Origin of the sequence: Acinetobacter sp. LUNF3 (assembly GCF_022699605.1) — a bacterium.
GTDB lineage: Bacteria > Pseudomonadota > Gammaproteobacteria > Pseudomonadales > Moraxellaceae > Acinetobacter > Acinetobacter johnsonii.
The window spans coordinates 14,286-32,801 of record NZ_CP093969.1; the positions used below are offsets into that span (position 1 = coordinate 14,286).

16 protein-coding genes and 5 pseudogenes are annotated in these 18,516 nt (G+C 39.8%); 12 read left to right on the forward strand and 9 right to left on the reverse strand.

Annotated features, from left to right (window positions below):
- Positions 1-16: 16 nt before the first annotated feature.
- From MN200_RS16165 to MN200_RS16175, 3 genes are read right to left on the reverse strand one after another with little or no spacing between them, the layout of a single operon-like run.
- Positions 17-1,456: an amino acid permease gene (locus MN200_RS16165; protein WP_151731998.1), complete on the reverse strand. Its 1,440-nt coding sequence runs from the start codon at positions 1,454-1,456 to the stop codon at positions 17-19.
- Between the two features lie 57 nt (positions 1,457-1,513).
- Entirely contained in the window at positions 1,514-2,950 is a 1,437-nt protein-coding gene (locus MN200_RS16170; RefSeq protein ID WP_151731997.1) for an FAD-dependent oxidoreductase, read from the reverse strand.
- Between the two features lie 11 nt (positions 2,951-2,961).
- A complete protein-coding gene (locus tag MN200_RS16175; protein ID WP_151731996.1) occupies positions 2,962-3,357 on the reverse strand; it encodes a nuclear transport factor 2 family protein in 396 nt (131 codons plus the stop codon).
- Between the two features lie 289 nt (positions 3,358-3,646).
- Between MN200_RS16175 and MN200_RS16180 the strand changes: the two genes are divergently transcribed.
- Positions 3,647-5,149 carry a PLP-dependent aminotransferase family protein gene (locus tag MN200_RS16180; RefSeq protein WP_151731995.1) on the forward strand — a complete coding sequence of 501 codons (1,503 nt, stop codon included), beginning with the start codon at positions 3,647-3,649 and terminating at the stop codon, positions 5,147-5,149.
- Positions 5,150-5,187: 38 nt separating this feature from the next.
- On the opposite strand, the pseudogene MN200_RS16185 reads toward MN200_RS16180, so the two are convergent.
- Positions 5,188-5,382: pseudogene (locus MN200_RS16185) on the reverse strand (IS3 family transposase); the annotation flags it as partial.
- On the opposite strand from MN200_RS16185, the gene MN200_RS16190 reads away from it, so the two are divergent.
- Positions 5,363-5,476: a transposase domain-containing protein gene (locus MN200_RS16190; RefSeq protein ID WP_143221717.1), complete on the forward strand. Its 114-nt coding sequence runs from the start codon at positions 5,363-5,365 to the stop codon at positions 5,474-5,476. The pseudogene MN200_RS16185 and the gene MN200_RS16190 overlap by 20 nt on opposite strands.
- A 24-nt stretch (positions 5,477-5,500) precedes the next feature.
- On the opposite strand, the pseudogene MN200_RS16195 reads toward MN200_RS16190, so the two are convergent.
- A pseudogene (locus MN200_RS16195) lies at positions 5,501-5,626 on the reverse strand (helix-turn-helix domain-containing protein); the annotation flags it as partial.
- A gap of 11 nt (positions 5,627-5,637) precedes the next feature.
- Here MN200_RS16195 and MN200_RS16200 point away from each other — a divergent pair.
- Positions 5,638-6,570, forward strand: a pseudogene (locus MN200_RS16200) (IS5 family transposase).
- 279 nt (positions 6,571-6,849) lie between these two features.
- On the opposite strand, the pseudogene MN200_RS16205 reads toward MN200_RS16200, so the two are convergent.
- Positions 6,850-7,052: pseudogene (locus tag MN200_RS16205) on the reverse strand (IS3 family transposase); the annotation flags it as partial.
- 186 nt (positions 7,053-7,238) lie between these two features.
- Here MN200_RS16205 and MN200_RS16210 point away from each other — a divergent pair.
- The 5 genes from MN200_RS16210 to MN200_RS16230 all read left to right on the forward strand — a co-directional run bounded on the left by MN200_RS16210 (position 7,239) and on the right by MN200_RS16230 (position 12,138).
- Positions 7,239-8,396 (forward strand): iron-containing alcohol dehydrogenase, encoded by a 1,158-nt coding sequence (locus tag MN200_RS16210; RefSeq protein ID WP_151732024.1) that lies wholly within the window; start codon positions 7,239-7,241, stop codon positions 8,394-8,396.
- Between the two features lie 75 nt (positions 8,397-8,471).
- Positions 8,472-9,149, forward strand: coding sequence for a type 1 glutamine amidotransferase domain-containing protein (locus tag MN200_RS16215; RefSeq protein WP_151732025.1), 678 nt, complete (start codon positions 8,472-8,474; stop codon positions 9,147-9,149).
- A gap of 10 nt (positions 9,150-9,159) precedes the next feature.
- Positions 9,160-9,459, forward strand: coding sequence for a DUF1330 domain-containing protein (locus tag MN200_RS16220; protein WP_151732026.1), 300 nt, complete (start codon positions 9,160-9,162; stop codon positions 9,457-9,459).
- 58 nt (positions 9,460-9,517) lie between these two features.
- Positions 9,518-10,906: an NAD-dependent succinate-semialdehyde dehydrogenase gene (locus MN200_RS16225; RefSeq protein ID WP_151732027.1), complete on the forward strand. Its 1,389-nt coding sequence runs from the start codon at positions 9,518-9,520 to the stop codon at positions 10,904-10,906.
- 104 nt (positions 10,907-11,010) lie between these two features.
- Positions 11,011-12,138, forward strand: a complete 1,128-nt coding sequence (locus tag MN200_RS16230) for an alkene reductase (RefSeq protein ID WP_151732028.1) — start codon at positions 11,011-11,013, stop codon at positions 12,136-12,138.
- An 83-nt stretch (positions 12,139-12,221) separates the two neighbouring features.
- On the opposite strand, the gene MN200_RS16235 is transcribed toward MN200_RS16230, so the two are convergent.
- Together MN200_RS16235 and MN200_RS16240 are read right to left on the reverse strand one after the other, a co-directional pair.
- Positions 12,222-12,452, reverse strand: coding sequence for a hypothetical protein (locus tag MN200_RS16235; RefSeq protein WP_151732029.1), 231 nt, complete (start codon positions 12,450-12,452; stop codon positions 12,222-12,224).
- A gap of 112 nt (positions 12,453-12,564) precedes the next feature.
- Positions 12,565-13,173, reverse strand: a complete 609-nt coding sequence (locus tag MN200_RS16240; RefSeq protein WP_151732030.1) for a TetR/AcrR family transcriptional regulator — start codon at positions 13,171-13,173, stop codon at positions 12,565-12,567.
- Positions 13,174-13,317: 144 nt separating this feature from the next.
- On the opposite strand from MN200_RS16240, the gene MN200_RS16245 reads away from it, so the two are divergent.
- Together MN200_RS16245 and MN200_RS16250 are read left to right on the forward strand one after the other, a co-directional pair.
- Positions 13,318-14,337: an NADP-dependent oxidoreductase gene (locus MN200_RS16245; protein WP_151732031.1), complete on the forward strand. Its 1,020-nt coding sequence runs from the start codon at positions 13,318-13,320 to the stop codon at positions 14,335-14,337.
- Positions 14,338-14,353: 16 nt separating this feature from the next.
- Positions 14,354-14,992, forward strand: coding sequence for a glutathione S-transferase (locus tag MN200_RS16250; protein WP_151732032.1), 639 nt, complete (start codon positions 14,354-14,356; stop codon positions 14,990-14,992).
- A gap of 410 nt (positions 14,993-15,402) precedes the next feature.
- Here the strand turns inward: MN200_RS16250 and MN200_RS16255 are convergent, their stop codons facing one another.
- Complete coding sequence (locus MN200_RS16255) at positions 15,403-15,834, reverse strand: PPC domain-containing protein (protein WP_151732033.1); 432 nt, start codon at positions 15,832-15,834, stop codon at positions 15,403-15,405.
- A gap of 493 nt (positions 15,835-16,327) precedes the next feature.
- On the opposite strand from MN200_RS16255, the pseudogene MN200_RS16260 reads away from it, so the two are divergent.
- Positions 16,328-16,453 (forward strand): annotated as a pseudogene (locus MN200_RS16260) (IS481 family transposase); the annotation flags it as partial.
- A 720-nt stretch (positions 16,454-17,173) separates the two neighbouring features.
- Positions 17,174-18,373, forward strand: coding sequence for a tyrosine-type recombinase/integrase (locus tag MN200_RS16265; RefSeq protein WP_034617140.1), 1,200 nt, complete (start codon positions 17,174-17,176; stop codon positions 18,371-18,373).
- Positions 18,374-18,516 lie beyond the last annotated feature (143 nt).

The following is an 18,516-nucleotide window of genomic DNA, read 5'->3' on the forward strand; positions in this document are numbered from 1 at the left end:
TCATTGTGTTTGAGGATTAAATTTTGGTTTGTTTGGCAGGGATGAGCGTATTCAGTTGTGTACTTTGATGACGTAATTTAATTAGCTCTATGTAATCACGAATAATGAAGATACAGAACAGGATGCCTGCACTTGCGATACCGAACCAGAACGCTTTTTGAAGACCAGGAATAAAAGCCATGGCAGTAAAGATGGAAAGCATGCCGATGATTGCAAAATAACTGAGGTATGGGAAACACCACATACGAACTTTTAAACATTCAGGTGCTACACGCTCTAAGTGGCGACGCAAACGGATTTGCGAGAATGCAATCACGATATAGACAAATAAGGCTACAGTTCCATAAGATTCGACCAAGAAAGGGAAAACAGCATCTGGTGAGAAGTATGAAGCTAGAATTGATAGATAACCAAACAATGTGCTGAATAGGATGGCACGAATTGGAACACCATTTTTTGAAAGTTTAGTTAAGCTACGAGGTGCATCACCATTTTGGGTTAACGCAAACAACATACGGCTCGCAGCATAAACACCAGAATTTAAACAACTAAGTACCGCTACGAGAATTACGACATTCATAATGTCTGCAACAAACGGAATATTAAGAACTTTTAATGCACTTACATAAGGCGTCGCAATTTCTGGACTATTCCAAGGGACGATACATACTACTAATAAAATTGAGCAAACATAGAAAATAAGTACACGTGAAATTACAGATTGAGTTGCTTTGGCAACAGATTTTTCGGGGTCTTTGGTTTCTGCAGCAGCAATCGTAACGATCTCAGCACCAAAGTAAAATCCAGTTGCGGCAACAGCACCCGATAAGACTGGTCCCCAACCATTTGGCATAAAACCACCATGATTTAACAATTCACCAAATCCAGCAGCTTGATGGTTTGGCCAAAGTCCGAACATATATAAAGTGCAAAGGAAAATGAAAAGACCAATCGCAGCAACTTTAATAGATGAGAACCAAAACTCGAATTCACCAAAGGATTTGACTGAGAATAAGTTCGTTGCTGTTAATAGGGCGAGTAAAACCAGACTGACGATCCATTGTGGTGTATCAGGTAACCAATAAGCAAAGAGTTTTGCACCGACAATCGCTTCTAATGCAATCACGATGACCCAGAAATACCAATACATCCATCCCGTCATGAAGCCTGCGAGTCGAGATAAATAAGGCGAATCTTGGAAAGCATGGCGTGCATATGCATAGAAGGAGCCTGATACAGGAGAGGCGGTTGCAAGTTCACCAAGCATTCGCATCACTAAAATAATCAACACACCCGTAATCAGAAAGGACAAAATTGCGGCTGGACCTGCAGCTTGAATCACTACAGAACTACCTACAAATAGTCCCATTCCAATAACACCGCCGAGTGCCATCATTTGGACATGACGAGGTTTTAAAGCACTTTTTAAACTTTGATTTGAATCTGAATCATACATGATGGATTCCCTCTTATATTTTTATAACCGAATCATTACAGATGACTGAATGTGCGCTTAAAGCACTTCATCTCTTAAGTGGTACCAGCGATATAACAATGCTTGTCCGAGTCGACGGAATGGTCGAAACAGATGTGAAGGCAAAGGGGATTGATAAATCGGAAGCTCAAATTGAGGGCGGTGTATTCCCATCACTCGTTCTGCAAGACGGAGTCCTGCCATCGCGGAGAAAGACACACCATTACCACCATAACCAATAGCGTAATAAATGCTTTCCTCAGGGTTGGGTTGTACGATACGAGGCATCATGTCATGACTCACATCGACCCAACCCCACCAAGAATAAGCAATAGGTATGCCACGTAGGCTTGGAAATTTGCGATAAAGCCCTTCTTTTAAACGTTCGAGATGGACTGGATTATCTGCATCTGCACCGGTTAAGGAACTTCTACTGCCACATTGCATGGATCCATCAGGGAGTAGGCGGTAATAGTGACGTAAAGTTCGAGTATCCGTAATAAATGTGGTGCTGTGTAAGCCTGCCTCAGCACGTTCCGCTTCTGTTAAAGGGCGGGTCACAATAGAGTTGGATAAAATCGGCATGATTTTTCCAGAAAGATGAGGGTGTAAGCCGTTAGGCGTATAGCCACCTGTTGCAACCGCCACACGTTTTGCTTTGACAATACCATTTGGAGTACGTAAATAATGGATGCCATTGTGCGTTTCCCATCCAAGTACCGGACTTGAAGTGTGTACTTTAGCACCAGCAACACGGGCACGTTTTAAATAGCCAAAAGCTAATTTTAATGGGTGTACGCCAACTCCATCGGGTTCCAACAAAGCACCTGCAGCTTCCTGATCCGCAACATATTCCTTATGTAGTTGTTCACGGCTCAACATACGAGTTTGATAGCCAAACACTTCTTTCATGACTCGGCCTTCATTTTCGAGGAAAGCCATTTTTTTTGCGCGATGAGCAATATAAAGATGTCCACCATCTTGAGCATCACATTCAATGCCGCTCACAAGGTCTTTGAAGTAATCAAAACCTTCCCGAATTTCAGCATCAAGACGTTTGGCGGTGTCTAATCCCCATTTTTCAATCCATTGGGATCGGTACAAACGACCTGAGGCATTTTGACCTTGCCCACCGTTACGGCTAGTACAGCCCCACGCTGTACGGTTTGCTTCAAGGACAAGTGGGGCAGCACCAAATTGTTCAGCTAGTGTTAGTGCTGTAGATAACCCAGTGAATCCTCCACCAATAATCACGATGTCCGCTTCGGTGTCACCCATTAATGGACCATCATCTTCAGGTGGTGTACCTGCTGTGCCGACCCAATAAGTTGGTGCATAATTTTCATTTCCCTGTAGGACAGGAGAGGTTAATGGGTCAAACTGTGCGTTGTAACTTTTAAAACTATGTGACGGTATAGATTTATGCAGTTCTAAGTGTTCGCGAAATGAACTTGCATGTTGGACAGATTGATTCATTGAATGACTCCTTACGCGATTGCTTGAACAGGTCTATTTTTACGGAATGCATTTTTGACGAGAATTTTTCCATCTTTAAATGTAAAGACATCAACCATGTTGGCTTCAATCCAGCCACCATCAGCAGTTGTCGCAGTAAAGGTTGTTTCTGAAATACCAAATTCAGCGTTATCACTGATCCAGTGTTTACCGTTACGCCACTGAGCATCTGGAAAACTTTGAAAGGTATTACTAAATGCTTGACGAACTGCATCTAAGCCCTCAATTCTGGTTCCAAAAACATCATCTCCAGCCACAGTTTCAAAACGACAATCTGGATGCATGCATGCCATGAGTTGTTCAATATCATGTTGATTCCAAGCTGTTGAAAAATCGGTAAGAAGTTGGATTAATTGTGCTTGCTGCATTTGTATTGCTCCAAAATTAGGTTTTATAAACTGATGAAATGAATGTACGGAAATACTGAAATATGGCGTAGTACCAGATTTAGAGTTTTGATGGAGCCAGTAATTAATATTATTAAGCTGTTGTTTTTAAATAAATAGTTTAAATTGATAGTAGTGGAATGCCTTTTGCTTTATATCAAGTAAGTCCAGTTTTAGCTTAAAGATGGACTGAAACCATGAGCTTTGCACCAGTTTGAGTAGGCAAGCATCAAAATGGATCGCAGCAATGCACAGATATAAGGATTAATTAGTGAGTTCAGCAATTTCAGCTACAGTTTGGCAGGCATTATTTTCTAATACGGCACAGAGTGGTTTGAATTTACAAGGCAGAATCTGCCGTATGATGTTTTCGGCTTTAGTACAAGGTTATTTAAAACCAGGTATGGCGGTACCTTCTAGCCGAGATTTAGCTGAACAACTGGGTGTTGGTAGAAATACGGTCACCATTGCGTATCAACAATTGGTTGCTGAGCGAATTTTGGAATCTAAACAGCGGAGTGGACATTTTGTCTGTTTAAATTTCCAGATTGATAGTAGTGAGAGTAAAACCATTCGGACTACATCAAAAGCGACGACCTGGGGTGCTCGCTTTTGTATACGACCTTCAGCACAAAGGCATTTAACTAAACCAAGTGATTGGATGAATTATTCCTATCCTTTTATTTATGGTCAGCCAGATGCGGAAAGCTTTCCTGCTTCAGCTTGGAGGGAATGTGCATTACGTGCCTTATCTGCAAAAGATGCCTCAATATGGTCACAAGATATTACTCAACAGGGGGACGACGCTTATCTCATAAATGCAATCCGTCAGCATATTTTGCCCACGCGAGGCATCATGGCTCAAGAGAACGAAATCTTGTTAACCGTAGGGAGTCAGCATGGATTATATATGTTGGCGACGTTATTAATGCGGCAGAATCATGTGATTGGTGTCGAAGAACCTGGTTATCCAGATGCACGTAATATATTTTTGCTACAGACACAGCATATTGTGCCTTTAGCCGTTGATCATGATGGGGTGATTTTAACTCGGGCAAATGAGTGTGATTATTTATTTGTTACACCAGGGCGACAATGTCCAACAGGAGTAACCATGTCTCCACAACGCCGACAAAATTTATTGCAGTTAGCAGAACAAAACGACAGCATTATTATTGAAGATGAATATGATGCTCAAGTGTTAGTGCAAAATACGACGATCCCCGCGCTAAAAAGTTTAGATCGACATGGACGAGTCATTTATCTTGGAAGTCTATCTAAGCCATTGGCACCTGGGTTACGTCTGGGATATATCGTTGCCGCACCAGAATTAATACAAGAACTTCGACATTTACGCCGTCTGATGTTACGACATCCAAATGTATTCAATCAACGTGTCTTTGCTTTGTTTATCGATAAAGGCTATTACCATAGCATGCTTCGCCGTCAGTACCAGTTACACCGACAACGAGGTGAAATACTCAACAAGGCATTAAAACAATATCTTCCAACATGGAAACCTTATGCTTTGAATGGTGGTTCAGCATGTTGGATTGATACCGCAGCAGATATTGATGCTACGGTTTTGTCTCATTATGCCGCAAATTTAGGCGTATTCATTGAATCGGGGCACTCTTTCTTTTTAGATGATCACAAACACAAACATTTCCTTCGTTTAGGGTTTGGGTCAATCAGTGCAGATAAAATTGATGAGGGGGTAAGAAGGCTGGCTCAAGCCACTGAAGAATATTGTTTATATAATTGGGCAGATTAGCATTCCACGACACTGTATTATTGAGGCGTGCTGAAAAAACAGGACACATCAGTTGCCGCTTTTTTTAGAAATTCTTTTTCCATTTCAGCAATTTTTAGTTGTTGTTTGAATTTCTTGTTTTCTTCGAGTAGAGCAACGAGATCGGGCAAAAATTGTTGTGTTCCTGCTAATGTCCCAACCTTTGCTTTCTTGTATCAATTTGATAAGGTTTTCATGGAAATACCGAGTTGTCGTTATTTAAGTGATGTGCTGCAAAAGCTGCCGACACACAAAGTGACCCAAATTGAAGAATTGCTGCCGCACTGCTGGAAACCTAAATCGAATTAAAAATTGGTATGGGATTCAGCGGACGCTTACTTCACGAATCCATTTATCTAAAGTTGAATAACCCACACCTAATTTCCGGGCGATTGCAGCTATAGGCTCGTGTGAGTGGCTTTGTTGCACAAACCTATCTGTAAAGGGTTTTTCAGCGATATAATTTTCAAATGAAGAAGCCTACACACAAAATCTACCGCACAACCAATTGGCCCGCATATAACCGAGCACTCATGAGTCGCGGAAATATTGCCATTTGATTTGATCCTGCTACGCAATGGTATGCGCCATCAAAAGGCAAACAAGGGCGAAATCAAACCTACTCCGACGCAGCCATCCAATGCTGCTTAATGATTAAATCCTTATTCCGTCTGTCTTTACGTATGGTCACTGGCTTTGTGCAAAGTCTGATTAAACTTTGCGGATTAAATTGGATAGCTCCAGATTACACCACGCTTTGTAGAAGACAAAAGCATATTGATATTGTAATCAGCTACCAAAAAAGTAGAGATGGGCTGCATCTACTCATGGACTCTACAGGCATGAAGTTTCTAGGTGAGGGCGAATGGAAACGCAAGAAACATGGACCTGAATATCGTCGCCAATGGCGTAAACTTCATATTGGTATAGATGCTAAAACCCTACAAATACGAGCAGTTCAGCTTACAACCAATAATGTCAGTGATTCACAGGTGCTTGGTGATTTACTTAATCAGATTCCACAAGATGAGCGGATTGACTCTGTTTATACCGATGGAGCTTATGACACCAAGCAATGCCGTCAGGTCATTGCAGATCGGCAAGGGCATGCGGTGATTCCACCTAGAAAAAATGCGAAACAATGGAAAGATACAAAGAGTAGCTCGCTAGAGCGAAATGAATTACTTCGAACAATTAAACGTTTAGGCAGGACACTATGGAAAAAATGGTCAGGCTATCATCGGCGAAGTTTGGTTGAAACTAAGATGCATTGCATCAAATTATTAGGAGATAAACTCAGTGCAAGGAGTTTTGATAGCCAAGTGAATGAAATCCATGCACGTGTAGCAGTCCTTAACAGATTTACGGAATTAGGTCGACCACTTACCCAAGTTACGCCTTAAATTTGGCTCAATTAGGGGCGCTTTGCATTTCCAATCTTTGTGCAACAAAGCCCTAGTAAACTACCAGCTCATACTGACGCCTAAATGTATGAAAGTGCTGCCTGAAATTTCGAATGAAAGGCAGCACTTCAACCCTTTGAGGTTTGTCGGAGGCTTTTTATTCAAGTTGGGCTACTTTATTTAATGGCTTAATCTCATCATTTACATGGGTCAATATCAAAACAGGGTAAATAAACGAATGCACCTATGTACATGCTTTATGTTGAACCAATCTATCTAATTTAGTGTCGCATTTGTACATCTGTTAAACCGTGCCAATCTGCTTTTAAATATTCAATCACCTCTGTTTTGTATAAGCCATTCACTGTTTTAGCCAATGCGTTCACGACCATGTCAGTAGTCATTCGTGTTGATACCTTTCATCCAACAAGCGCTCGTGAAAATACATCAATAATAAAAGCGGTATAGAACAAGCCTGAATTTTTTTAACCATCACTAAAGTTGCAAGCTGAAATAATTTTTATAAAAATAGACGACTGGTCTATTTTTATGTATAGTCACCACATGGTGTAGTCAAAAGCCGCAGTGTTGTCCAATTTTTTTAAAGTTTATTTGATGAATAACGGTGGTTTTTCAAATCAATTAACTGATCATCCTAGGATAAAAATATGCTGAATTTTAACTTTTATAATCCGACCCGCATTATTTTTGGTGGCGATACAATAGCTAAAATCAATGACTATGTGCCTACAGAAGCAAAAGTATTAATGTTGTTTGGTGGTGAAAGTGCACGTAAGAATGGTACTTTAGCTGAAGTGCGTGAAGCATTAGGTGCAAGAGAAATTCATGAATTTGGCGGAATTGAGCCGAATCCGAGTTATGAAACCCTCATGAAAGCTGTAGAGCTGATTCGTGAACAAAAGATTGATTTCTTGATGGCTGTCGGTGGTGGGTCGGTAATTGATGGTACTAAATTTATTGCAGCAGCAGTCAATTATACAGGGGATACATGGGAGATTTTAGAAACCCATGGTACTAAAATTACCCAAGCTTTACCTTTTGCGAGTGTACTCACCCTTCCAGCAACTGGTTCAGAAATGAATAGCGGTGGGGTAGTAACCAGAAAATCGACCCAAGCCAAATTGTCATTTAGCAGTCCCTATGTTTTTCCGCAATTTTCCGTACTAGATCCGAATAAAACTTTTAGCTTGCCGACGCGCCAGTTGGCTAATGGCGTGGTCGATGCATTTATTCATGTCATGGAACAGTACTTAACTTACCCTGTGAATGCACAAGTACAAGATCGTTTTGCCGAAGGTCTATTGCAAACTCTGATTGAGATTGGACCGAAAATCTTGGAAGATTCGGCAGACTATGACACGCGTGCCAACTTGATGTGGTCTGCTAGCATGGCACTGAATGGGCTAATTGGAGCTGGTGTACCACAAGATTGGTCAACCCATTTGATTGGGCATGAGCTCACGGCTTTACATGGTATTGATCATGCTCGTACCTTGGCCATTGTGTTGCCGGCCAATCTACAAGTACGTCGTCAAGAGAAGCGAGAAAAATTACTACAGTATGCAGCCCGTGTCTGGCAGATTGTCGAAGGTGATGAAGAACAACGTATTGATACTGCTATTGCTCGTACTCGAGCCTTCTTTGAGCAACTTGGATTGCCGACTCGTCTTAGCGATTATGGACTGGGGGAGACAGATATTGAGATCATCATTACGCAACTTAAATCACATAATCTTACACAGCTAGGCGAACATAAAAATGTTTCATTAGAGATCAGTCGCCAAATTCTCGAGATGAGCATCTAAGCTAAATGCGCGTATCTGGCATGCTCTGACCCTGTAACAATGCTCCTCAATCATGAAAATTATCGGAGAAATAACATGAAAATTTTAATCGTTTTAACCTCACATAATCAACTTGGCAATACTGGTAAGAAAACAGGTTTCTGGCTAGAAGAACTTGCTGCACCCTATTACACCTTTATTGACTCTGGTGCTGAAGTTACGCTGGCGTCGCCTCAAGGTGGGCAGCCACCACTAGATCCGAAAAGTAATTTAGCCGATGCTCAAACTGAAACCACTCATCGTTTTGAAGCTGATCCAACTGCAATGCAAGCATTGGCACAGACGCATAAACTTAGCGAAATCTCTGTAGCTGATTATGATGCAGTGTTTTATCCAGGCGGGCATGGCCCATTGTGGGATTTAGCAGAAGATCCGATTTCAATTTCTCTGATTGAACAGGCGATTCAGTCGGGCAAACCTGTTGCAGCAGTGTGTCATGCTCCAGGTGTTCTTCGTCATGTAAAAACCAGTGATGGCAAGCCTTTAGTTAGCGGTAAATCTGTGACGGGTTTTACTAATACTGAGGAAGCCGCTGTAGGTTTGACTGAAATTGTACCATTTTTAGTTGAAGACATGCTCAAAGAAAATGGTGGTCATTATTCTAAAGCTGGTGATTGGCAAGTGCATGTCCAAGTAGATGGCTTACTGGTTACTGGACAAAATCCTGCATCTTCTGCTGCAACCGCCACAGCATTACTTCAATTGTTAAAATAAGGAGTAGTCAATGTCTGCATATGTAGTATTTACCCGCGAGCAAACTTCTGATTCTGAGCAACTGGTGCAATATGCAGAAAAAGCCCCACTTGCTCGTGAAGGTCGTGAGTTAACAGCATTAGCTTTTTATGGTCAATTAGAAGTGCTCGAAGGCAATGAAATTGAAGGAGCTGTCATTCTACGCTTTCCTGATATGGCGGCAGCGCGAGACTGGTATCACAGTCCTGCCTATCAAGAAGCATTAAAACATCGTCTGAAAGGGGCGAGTTATCGTGTTTTTATGATCGAAGGTATCGAAGAAGCACTCTAATAGGGTGGTAACAAAATTAATCAGAGTATGTTTTTGATTACAAAATCTGGGAAATAATATGGCTTATGCATCTATTAATCCTTATAACGGTGAAGTACTAAAAACCTTTCCTGTTGCAAGTGATACAGAAGTAGAACAAATCCTCACAAACGCTCATCAAGCATTCTTGGCTTGGAAAGATCGATCGGTTTCTGAGCGTTGTGTGATTTTGCAACATGCCGCTGATCTCCTGCGTGTAGATGCGAATAGATACGCAAGTTTGCTTACTCTTGAAATGGGTAAAATCACCAGTGAAGCATTGGCAGAAGTTGAAATTTCTGCACGTATTTTCGAATATTACGTTCAGAATGCAGAGTCTTTACTGGCTGATGAGCAGTTACCATTTGATCCTAATGAAGGGCAAGCAACACTGGTTCATGAGCCCTTGGGTATTATATTGGCTATTGAGCCTTGGAACTTTCCTTATTATCAAATTGCACGCATTTTGGCGCCGCAATTAGCAGCTGGTAATACATTGATTCTCAAACATGCATCCAATGTCCCACAATGTGCTTTAGCTTTTGAAAAATTGATGTTAGATGCAGGTCTTCCTGTAGGTAATTTCAGTAATATCTTTGCAACAAGACAGCAAATTAAGACTATCTTGAATGATCCACGCGTACATGGAGTCGCGTTAACAGGTTCAGAAGGTGCAGGCTCTGTTGTTGCTTCCCAAGCAGGGCAGGCATTAAAAAAATCCACATTGGAATTAGGAGGCGCAGATGCATTGGTGGTTCTGCGTGATGCGGTATTAAAAGAAACTGTAAAATGGGCAGTAAAAGGCCGTCATTCAAATGCAGGTCAAGTATGTATTTCATCTAAAAGAATAATCGTTGTAGATGAAATTTATGATGAATTTTTAACACTCTATACAGAAGGTGTTGCACAACTAAAAGCAGGGAATCCTTTTGATGTAGAAACTACATTGGCACCTCTATCCTCACAGGCAGCTGCTGAAGAAGTACGTGAGAAAATTCGTCAAGCAGTTATACATGGTGCTATTGCTACTGAAGTAGGAGCTAGAGTGCCGAGTCAAGGAGCTTTTGTGCAACCAACTATCCTGACTAATCTAACCCCTGAAAATCCAGCGTATTATTGGGAGTTTTTTGGCCCTGTTTCAATGATTTTACGTGCTAAAGATGAACCAGATGCAATTGATATAGCTAATGATTCGCCTTTTGGTCTGGGTGGGTCGGTCTTTACAGAAGATACAAAACATGGTGCTGAAGTAGCTAAGCGTATTTCGAGTGGAATGGTATTCGTTAATCGACCTGCTTTTTCCAATGCAAACCTTCCCTTTGGAGGAATCAAACGTTCTGGTTATGGGCGTGAACTTATCGGTCTTGGTATCAAAGAATTTATTAATCATAAACTGATTTATGTTACTGATAGTAAAACCAAAGCCTAATCTCTAATACTCTTTTACCCCTTTATTTTTTCTGTTGCAGGAAGGAGGGGTATTTTTTTCTAAATTTAGATCAATTATGGTCATGATCACTTGGAAACAATGAAATGAAAGCCAGCAAATTTTTTCAAAACCTGAGCTTAGGCTCTTATGCTTTGCAAAACCGTATTGTATTGCCACCATTAACGCGGTCGCGTAGTACTCAGCCAGGGAATATTCCAAATGAACTGATGGCAACCTATTATCAACAGCGTGCCGGGGCAGGATTTATGGTCACCGAAGGTACGCAAATCGAGCCACGTGGTCAAGGCTATGCTTGGACTCCCGGTATTTACAGCCCTGAACAGATTGCTGGATGGCGTAAAGTGACGGAAGCAGTGCATGCCAAAGGAGGCATTATTTTTGCGCAACTTTGGCATGTTGGGCGTGTTTCACATACATCTTTGCAACCCAATCATGCAGCACCGGTCGCACCCTCGGCTATTGTGGCTGATAGCAATGTTAAAGTCTTTATTGAGACGGGGCCCAATGCAGGGACCTTGGCTGATCCCTCCATGCCACGTGCTTTAAGTAATGCAGAAGTTAAAGAGTTAGTGCAACTCTATGCTCAAGCTGCACGCAATGCCTTGGCTGCCGGTTTTGATGGGGTTGAAATTCATTGTGCAAATGGTTATTTGGTGAATCAATTTATCTCTGCACATAGTAACCACCGTGAAGATGAATATGGTGGATCACTAAACAACCGTTTGCGTTTTTTACGTGAAGTAGTACAGGCGGTTGCCGAGGTGGTTGGTGCAGATCGTTTAGGAGTGCGTTTTGCCCCGCTATTTGAAAGTACAGAGGAAGATCGTGTTTACATGGGGTTGGTTGAAGAAGATCCACATGCGACTTATATTGAGGCCATAAAGATACTTGAAGAAGTTGGGATTGCCTATTTATCGATTGCAGAAGCTGATTGGGACAATGCACCAGAACTTCCTCATGATTTTCGTCGAGATGTCAGAGACACTTTCAGTGGTCGCATTATTTATGCAGGTCGATATACGGCAGAAAGAGGGACTCGAATTTTAGAGGCAGGACTGGCCGATTTAATTGCATTTGGACGGCCATTTATTGCGAATCCAGATTTACCCAATCGTCTCGCCCATGGCTGGCCATTGAATGCAGTAGATGCAAGCAGTATGTATGGTGGGACGGAAAAAGGCTATATTGATTACCCAGCTTACGCAGATTAATATTGACTAAGTGAGTTATTTTGCCAACCTTTGTGGTTGGCAAAATAAGGACTTAGGATTGCTGTTGCTAGCAAAATTTCTTCTTAAAACAAATTCTTAAGATTTTTTAGCTGTGTAATGAGCCAACCCGCCAGTGGAAAGGAAATGAGTTGCGTCACGGGCACTAATACTATGACTTCAATGAACACCATGATCGGGAAACTTTGATGCTGAGTAATTGGCTTTAATAAAGTCAGTACCAGTAATAGTGTGGGATATAAGCCTAAATATCCGACTAAAATACGAGTCAGGAGGGCTTTAGAAGGAGAATTCATTGTGCGCTATACTCATTGATACTAAGTTGATGTAATAGCAGCACATTAATAAGTAATCATTTGGCTGCTATCACAACTTTTTACTTATCTAATTGATATTGAATATAAGTTTTTAAGACTCTGCACTTTTTAATAGAAACTCAGTCGCTCTCAGGGCTTGATGTAATGGTGTTTTATCTTTTTGCAACTTACTCAGTAATGCTGCACCCAACCACATTTGGTAAATCACTTGTGCCAACGTAGAAGCATCAGTGTCTGCTTGGATAGACTGATCTTGTTTTCCCAAAACAATTAACCCAGCAATCCGTTGGATTACATCATCGACACCAGCGGACATAATGGAGCGCATATCTTCAGATAGGTCGGCAACTTCTGCGGCAAGTTTCACAATTAAACAGCTATCTGCCCAACCACACTGTGTTTCAGGATCTTCAATCCATAACTTAAAATACCCGATCAGCTTTTGATAAGAGGATTGATCACTACTCCATACTTCATTTAAACGGACTTGGTAATTATCCACATAATACTGTACCAATTCACAGCCGAAAGACTCCTTGGATTGGAAGTAATGATAAAATGAGCCTTTAGGGATCTCGCAGCTTTGTAAAATTTCTTGTAATCCTACACCGGTAAAACCTTTATGCAAAATTAGGTCTGAACTGGTGTTAAGAATGTGTAAGCGCTTCGCTTCAGACTTCTTAATAGGGGTAGGCTTCATATTAATTGTGTACTCTATTGTAAAAAAATAGACCAGTCGTATTGCTTTTCATTATAACTCATCTACAATTGATGTAAAGACGTTTTAATCGACAGTTTTGATTATCAATAGAAATACTTCTATATAAAACATGGAGTTATACAGGTGAGAACAATTAATAACCAACGCATCGTTTTAGCTGAACGGCCAGTCGGTGAGCCAAAACACAGCGATTTTCGAATTGAGCAAGTTGAGCTTTCTCAACTTAAACAAGGCGAAATGTTGTTAAAAACCATTTACTTGTCACTCGACCCTTATATGCGTGGTCGCATGAGTGATGCTCCCTCATATGCAGCACCGGTTGAAATTGGCGAAGTGATGGTCGGTGGAACAGTCAGTCAAGTGGTGGCCTCTAAAAACCCAAAATTCAAAGAAGGCGAGTGGGTTCTTTCTGGGAATGGTTGGCAGGGTTACGCCATTTCTGATGGGACTGCATGTCAAAGCTTAGGTATGCAGCCTGAATATCCATCTTGGGCATTAGGTATTTTGGGGATGCCTGGCTTTACTGCTTATATGGGGTTGTTGGACATTGGTCAGCCTAAAGCCGGTGAAACTTTAGTGGTTGCAGCTGCAACGGGACCTGTTGGTGCTACGGTTGGACAGATTGGTAAAATTAAAGGTTGTCGCGTGGTTGGCGTCGCAGGCGGGGCTGAAAAATGCCGTTATGCGATAGAAGAACTCGGCTTTGATGCCTGTATTAATCACCATGATGAAAATTTTGCAGAGCAATTACAACAAGCAGTTCCCAACGGTATTGATATTTATTATGAGAATGTGGGGGGGAAAGTGTTTGATGCGGTATGGCCATTGCTTAACTCTGCGGCACGTATACCGGTGTGTGGTGTGGTTTCCCAGTATAACGCCACCGAGCAAGCACAAGGGCCAGACCGTTTACCGGGCTTTATCTCTACCCTTTTAAGAAAGCGTATTCGCATGCAAGGCTTTATTATTTTTGATGATTATGGCAGTCAGTATCCGGAATTCAATCAGCAAATGTCTGAATGGTTGAAAGACGGAAAAATCAAATATAAAGAGCATATGGTGCAAGGCTTGGATAATACGATCAATGCTTTTAATGGCATGTTAAAAGGCGAAAACTTTGGCAAAGTGGTTGTAAAACTTTAAAAAAATAGGAATTATCATGATCACACTACATCATTTAGATCAATCACGTTCTTTTCGCATTTTGTGGTTACTTGAAGAAATCAAGCAGCCCTATGAGCTGAAACGCTATTATCGTGACTCAAGCACGCATTTGGCCCCTGACTCTTTAAAAACCATTCACCCTTTAGGGAAATCTCCAGTATTGGAATGGGATGGCAAAGTTATTGCAGAGTCGGGTGCGATCGTTGAGTTATTAATTCAGAAACTTGCGCCGCATTTAGCACCAGATATGGATGAATCTACCTATGTCGATTATCTACAGTGGATTCATTTCTCAGAAAGCTCGGCCATGCTGCCATTTTTGTTAAAAACGTTTAATGCGATAGAAACCAAGCAGGGTACGAAGTTGGTATTTCTAGAAAATTATACTCAAGTTGAGTTCGATAAAGTATTTGGCCATTTAAATGAATATTTAAAAGATAAAGAATTTCTAGTGGCAGACCGTTTAACCGGTGCTGACTTTATGATGGGCTTTGGACTACATGCTTTAGTTTATCATATGGGACAAGGTGAAAATTATCCGCATATCCAACGTTATGTAGCAGGTTTAAGCCAACTACCTAGCTGGCAAGCCGCAGTACAAATTGAACAAAATGGTGTGAAAGGACAAAAATAGCAAGATTGTTTTTTTAAGGCAATTTAGAAAAAGAATCATGATTGACAAGTACATCTGGTTATAAAATAAGCTGACACTTATTTAAATTAAACGCCTAATGAATTTCATCGGGCGTTCTCTATTTTAAAGATAAGGAATTACCATTATTTAAGACAAGTTGCGCCTGTTCTTCCACTGCAAATTCCTATCAAAAGGGCTTGAATATCACGAAGGTTACGTTGAAAGATATAATCAACTTTTGAAAGAAAAGTGACTAACGCACAGCAAGATTAAATTATTCCTCGGGGTATTAAACAAGTAATCTATATCATTTTAATAACATAAATACATATACGTAAAAATCATGCCCCGCTTAACTGGCAATAGTTTTTGAACCCTTGTATAAAAGTTTAAACGAATCTAGCAAGTCTTTATTTAATGTTAATACTCATCCAGTATTGAGGTTTTTTATCTTTTCTTGCCTGTGATCTAGGTTGTAATACTCTAATTTCATACTCACCTGAAGCAGGTAAAATATAAACACCATTATCATCAAGCTCTGGAGAATATTCTCCAAGATTGATAGAGTCTTTTAATTGATTACCCCATAAGTAAGTTTCAACATTTCCTCCAGTCAACGTCACTTTTAACTTTTGCCCTTTTTTAGCATAAAATTTGTAGGAATCATACTTGTATCCATCTATCCTTCCGTAATAATTTGCAGAGTAAGCTTTTTTTGCAAACTTAACTACAACAGCCTTTCGTATATCATTGTTATCATTTGCAAGTACGGCAGGGCTAAGCATAGCTAAAGTTAGGGCCATAAAAGCACCAACTAGTAATTTCATATTCGCTATTTTCATAAGGTTTCCTTAATTCTTGTATCGCCCCTGACATAGTAACATAAGTAATAATTAACCATGAATCATGGAACAGAAATGTGAATAGTCACCAAAATTCTATACACACATAACCATCTTTTGATGGACCCTCTCATAATCTAATGAAGAACGTTGACCGTTGGAACCAGGCCGCATTTGAACTGCAGAACACCTCAATATATTCAAAGATATTAGACCTAGCTTCAGTTCTTGCTATATATTTTCTTCTTAATTCTTTCTTGTTTTAACAACTGAAAAGAAACTCTAAGGAACAGCAACCGCAACCGTGCCGGATTTGTTGGAAATTAACTGTCCTGAGATGAGAGCATTATTTCGCAAGACGTAGCGAAGCGTAGTGTTTCGGTGAAAAACCTAAATATACACCTGAAATCAGGGACAGAGCGGTTCAATAATTGATTGAATCCGAAAAAGATTATTCATCGAATTGAGCTGCAATCACAGCAATTGCTCCCAAGATTGGCTGAAATTCTATAATACTGAACGGACTCATCAAGGAAAAATGTGCTGTGGTCGTACACCACTTGAAACTTTACTTGATGGAAAACGGATTTGGGCTGAGAAGAATTTAGCTCAAAATTAACTAAAAAATGTGTAACTGTCAGATCAGGTTTGAGCTAGTACACTCAGCAAGAGGTCAGACAAAATCTTCCTTGTCTTCTGAAGCATGTGAAATAAATAGGTCGTATTCAACTTCGACTTCTGGTACCGAATCGAGATAAAGATATGCTGTAACATGAGTGATGTGTTGTGTTGATACCTTAATTGCATCGATTTCCCGTTTTAACTTTTTCTGATGTTCAATTTCTTCTTTTTGCTACTTCTTAACTAGAGCCTCCAATTTTTTTCTTTCAAGTTCTTCTACTTTTGATAAGTTCTGATTTTCTTTAAGCGGCTTGGTATGAATTGCTGTTTTCTTTTTTTGAAGCTCAGCAACCTTGATTTGATATCTAGAAAGTTCCTGCTCTTTACGGCTAATTTCAGAATTAACTGTTTATTTGAATTCTATTGAAGATAATAAACTAGTTTAGCTAAAGGGTAACATCAAGAAAGGTCATCCTAAATTTTTTTACAATGGACTGAATAAGGCTTATTTAAAACTGACTAAAGAAAAAGGGGTGTTGGGAACTTAAACTTGAGGTGGTACTTGAGATGGTTACTAAAACCATAGGATTTTTAATAATAAGCATATAAAACAATATTTTACAATTTTATATGATGCGTAACATACGCATCATATAAAAGTTCTTAAATTTTGATATAATTTAGCAAACCAACCCTCTGATAGGTTTCATTAAAATTCATGAGTCTTACTGAAATCAAAGTTCGCCAAGCTAACTACAAAGATAAAATCTATTTTTTATCTGATGAAGATGGGCTCAGTTTAAAGGTTGAACCAAATGGAAGAAAATACTGGTGCTATCGCTATACAGACCCAAAAGCAAAAAAACGTCGGCGTATTCAATTGGGGTCATATCCAGATATAACTTTAAAAAAAGCACGTCAGATAAGAGATGATTTTAGAGACAATAATTTTTGTTTTGAAGAAGATGCTATTTCAGAAATAATTACCTTTCGTAAGGTTGGAGATGAGTGGCTTCAGTTCAAACTTAAGAATGCATTCAATGACTTACCTCGCTGTGGTGTTCTAGAGCTAGCAGAAAAATGTCTACAAAATGATATTTACCCAGAACTTCAAGAGATACCTTTTCAAAAAGTTAAACGTTATGACCTCGTCGCGATAATTAGAAAGATTGAGACACGCCAAGTAAAAGAACCTGTCAAGAAAGCTTGTAGTTATTTGAACCAAATTTATGACTACGCTGTAGCAATGGGTTATTGCGAATACAATATAGCCCATAGTTTAAATAAAATTGCCGTCAATAACAAAATCAAGAAGAATTACCCTTATTTAAGAGCTGAAGATATATCTGATTTTATGCATAAAGTACAAAAGTTAGACACCCATCCTATCATTAAAAAAGCACTGATGTTCAAATTGCATACGGGCGTGCGAGGGGCTGAATTGTTATTAGCTGAACCTCATCATTTTGATTTAAAAGATAAAATTTGGAGAATTCCAGCTTTACATATTAAGCAGTTCCGACGTAAAGTTATATTAGGCCATGAAATTCCAGATTTTTTAGTTCCACTTTCAGATCAGGCTTTAGAAATTTTAAAAGATGTAATGCAATGGTCATTAGGGGAAAAATACATTTTTGCTAGTCCACGAAAACACAATCAACCAATACATTTCAATACATTAAATATGGCCATACGTAAGATGGGCTATGATAAACACCAATTATCTTCTCATGGATTACGCTCTACTTTCAGCACTATTTTGAATGACTCTGGTTTGTTCCAAGATAATTGGATTGAGTCACAACTTTCGCATATTGATAAGAATCGTACACGTGCAAGCTATAATCATGCTGAATATTTAGCCCAACGAACTGAAATGATGCAATGGTGGGGTAATTACTTAAGTGCTACTAAATAATTAACGCACTTAGTTCTAGTTTGAATTATATGAGAGGTGTATAAATATTAGGTTGAGCACTAACATCAAAAAAATATTGACTCTACTTTAGTAATTGAAAAATAATGATTTTACTAAATAAAATTAACTTTTAATAATGAAAT

What these genes read in the sequence shown, in the direction of transcription:
- MN200_RS16190 (WP_143221717.1), top strand. Translation starts at nt 5,363, where the DNA reads ATGGAAATACCGAGTTGTCGTTATTTAAGTGATGTGCTGCAAAAGCTG.
- MN200_RS16220 (WP_151732026.1), top strand. Translation starts at nt 9,160, where the DNA reads ATGTCTGCATATGTAGTATTTACCCGCGAGCAAACTTCTGATTCTGAG.
- MN200_RS16235 (WP_151732029.1), bottom strand. Translation starts at nt 12,452, where the DNA reads ATGAATTCTCCTTCTAAAGCCCTCCTGACTCGTATTTTAGTCGGATAT.
- MN200_RS16230 (WP_151732028.1), top strand. Translation starts at nt 11,011, where the DNA reads ATGAAAGCCAGCAAATTTTTTCAAAACCTGAGCTTAGGCTCTTATGCT.
- MN200_RS16225 (WP_151732027.1), top strand. Translation starts at nt 9,518, where the DNA reads ATGGCTTATGCATCTATTAATCCTTATAACGGTGAAGTACTAAAAACC.
- MN200_RS16170 (WP_151731997.1), bottom strand. Translation starts at nt 2,950, where the DNA reads ATGAATCAATCTGTCCAACATGCAAGTTCATTTCGCGAACACTTAGAA.
- MN200_RS16175 (WP_151731996.1), bottom strand. Translation starts at nt 3,357, where the DNA reads ATGCAGCAAGCACAATTAATCCAACTTCTTACCGATTTTTCAACAGCT.
- MN200_RS16165 (WP_151731998.1), bottom strand. Translation starts at nt 1,456, where the DNA reads ATGTATGATTCAGATTCAAATCAAAGTTTAAAAAGTGCTTTAAAACCT.
- MN200_RS16255 (WP_151732033.1), bottom strand. Translation starts at nt 15,834, where the DNA reads ATGAAAATAGCGAATATGAAATTACTAGTTGGTGCTTTTATGGCCCTA.
- MN200_RS16265 (WP_034617140.1), top strand. Translation starts at nt 17,174, where the DNA reads ATGAGTCTTACTGAAATCAAAGTTCGCCAAGCTAACTACAAAGATAAA.
- MN200_RS16240 (WP_151732030.1), bottom strand. Translation starts at nt 13,173, where the DNA reads ATGAAGCCTACCCCTATTAAGAAGTCTGAAGCGAAGCGCTTACACATT.
- MN200_RS16210 (WP_151732024.1), top strand. Translation starts at nt 7,239, where the DNA reads ATGCTGAATTTTAACTTTTATAATCCGACCCGCATTATTTTTGGTGGC.
- MN200_RS16215 (WP_151732025.1), top strand. Translation starts at nt 8,472, where the DNA reads ATGAAAATTTTAATCGTTTTAACCTCACATAATCAACTTGGCAATACT.
- MN200_RS16250 (WP_151732032.1), top strand. Translation starts at nt 14,354, where the DNA reads ATGATCACACTACATCATTTAGATCAATCACGTTCTTTTCGCATTTTG.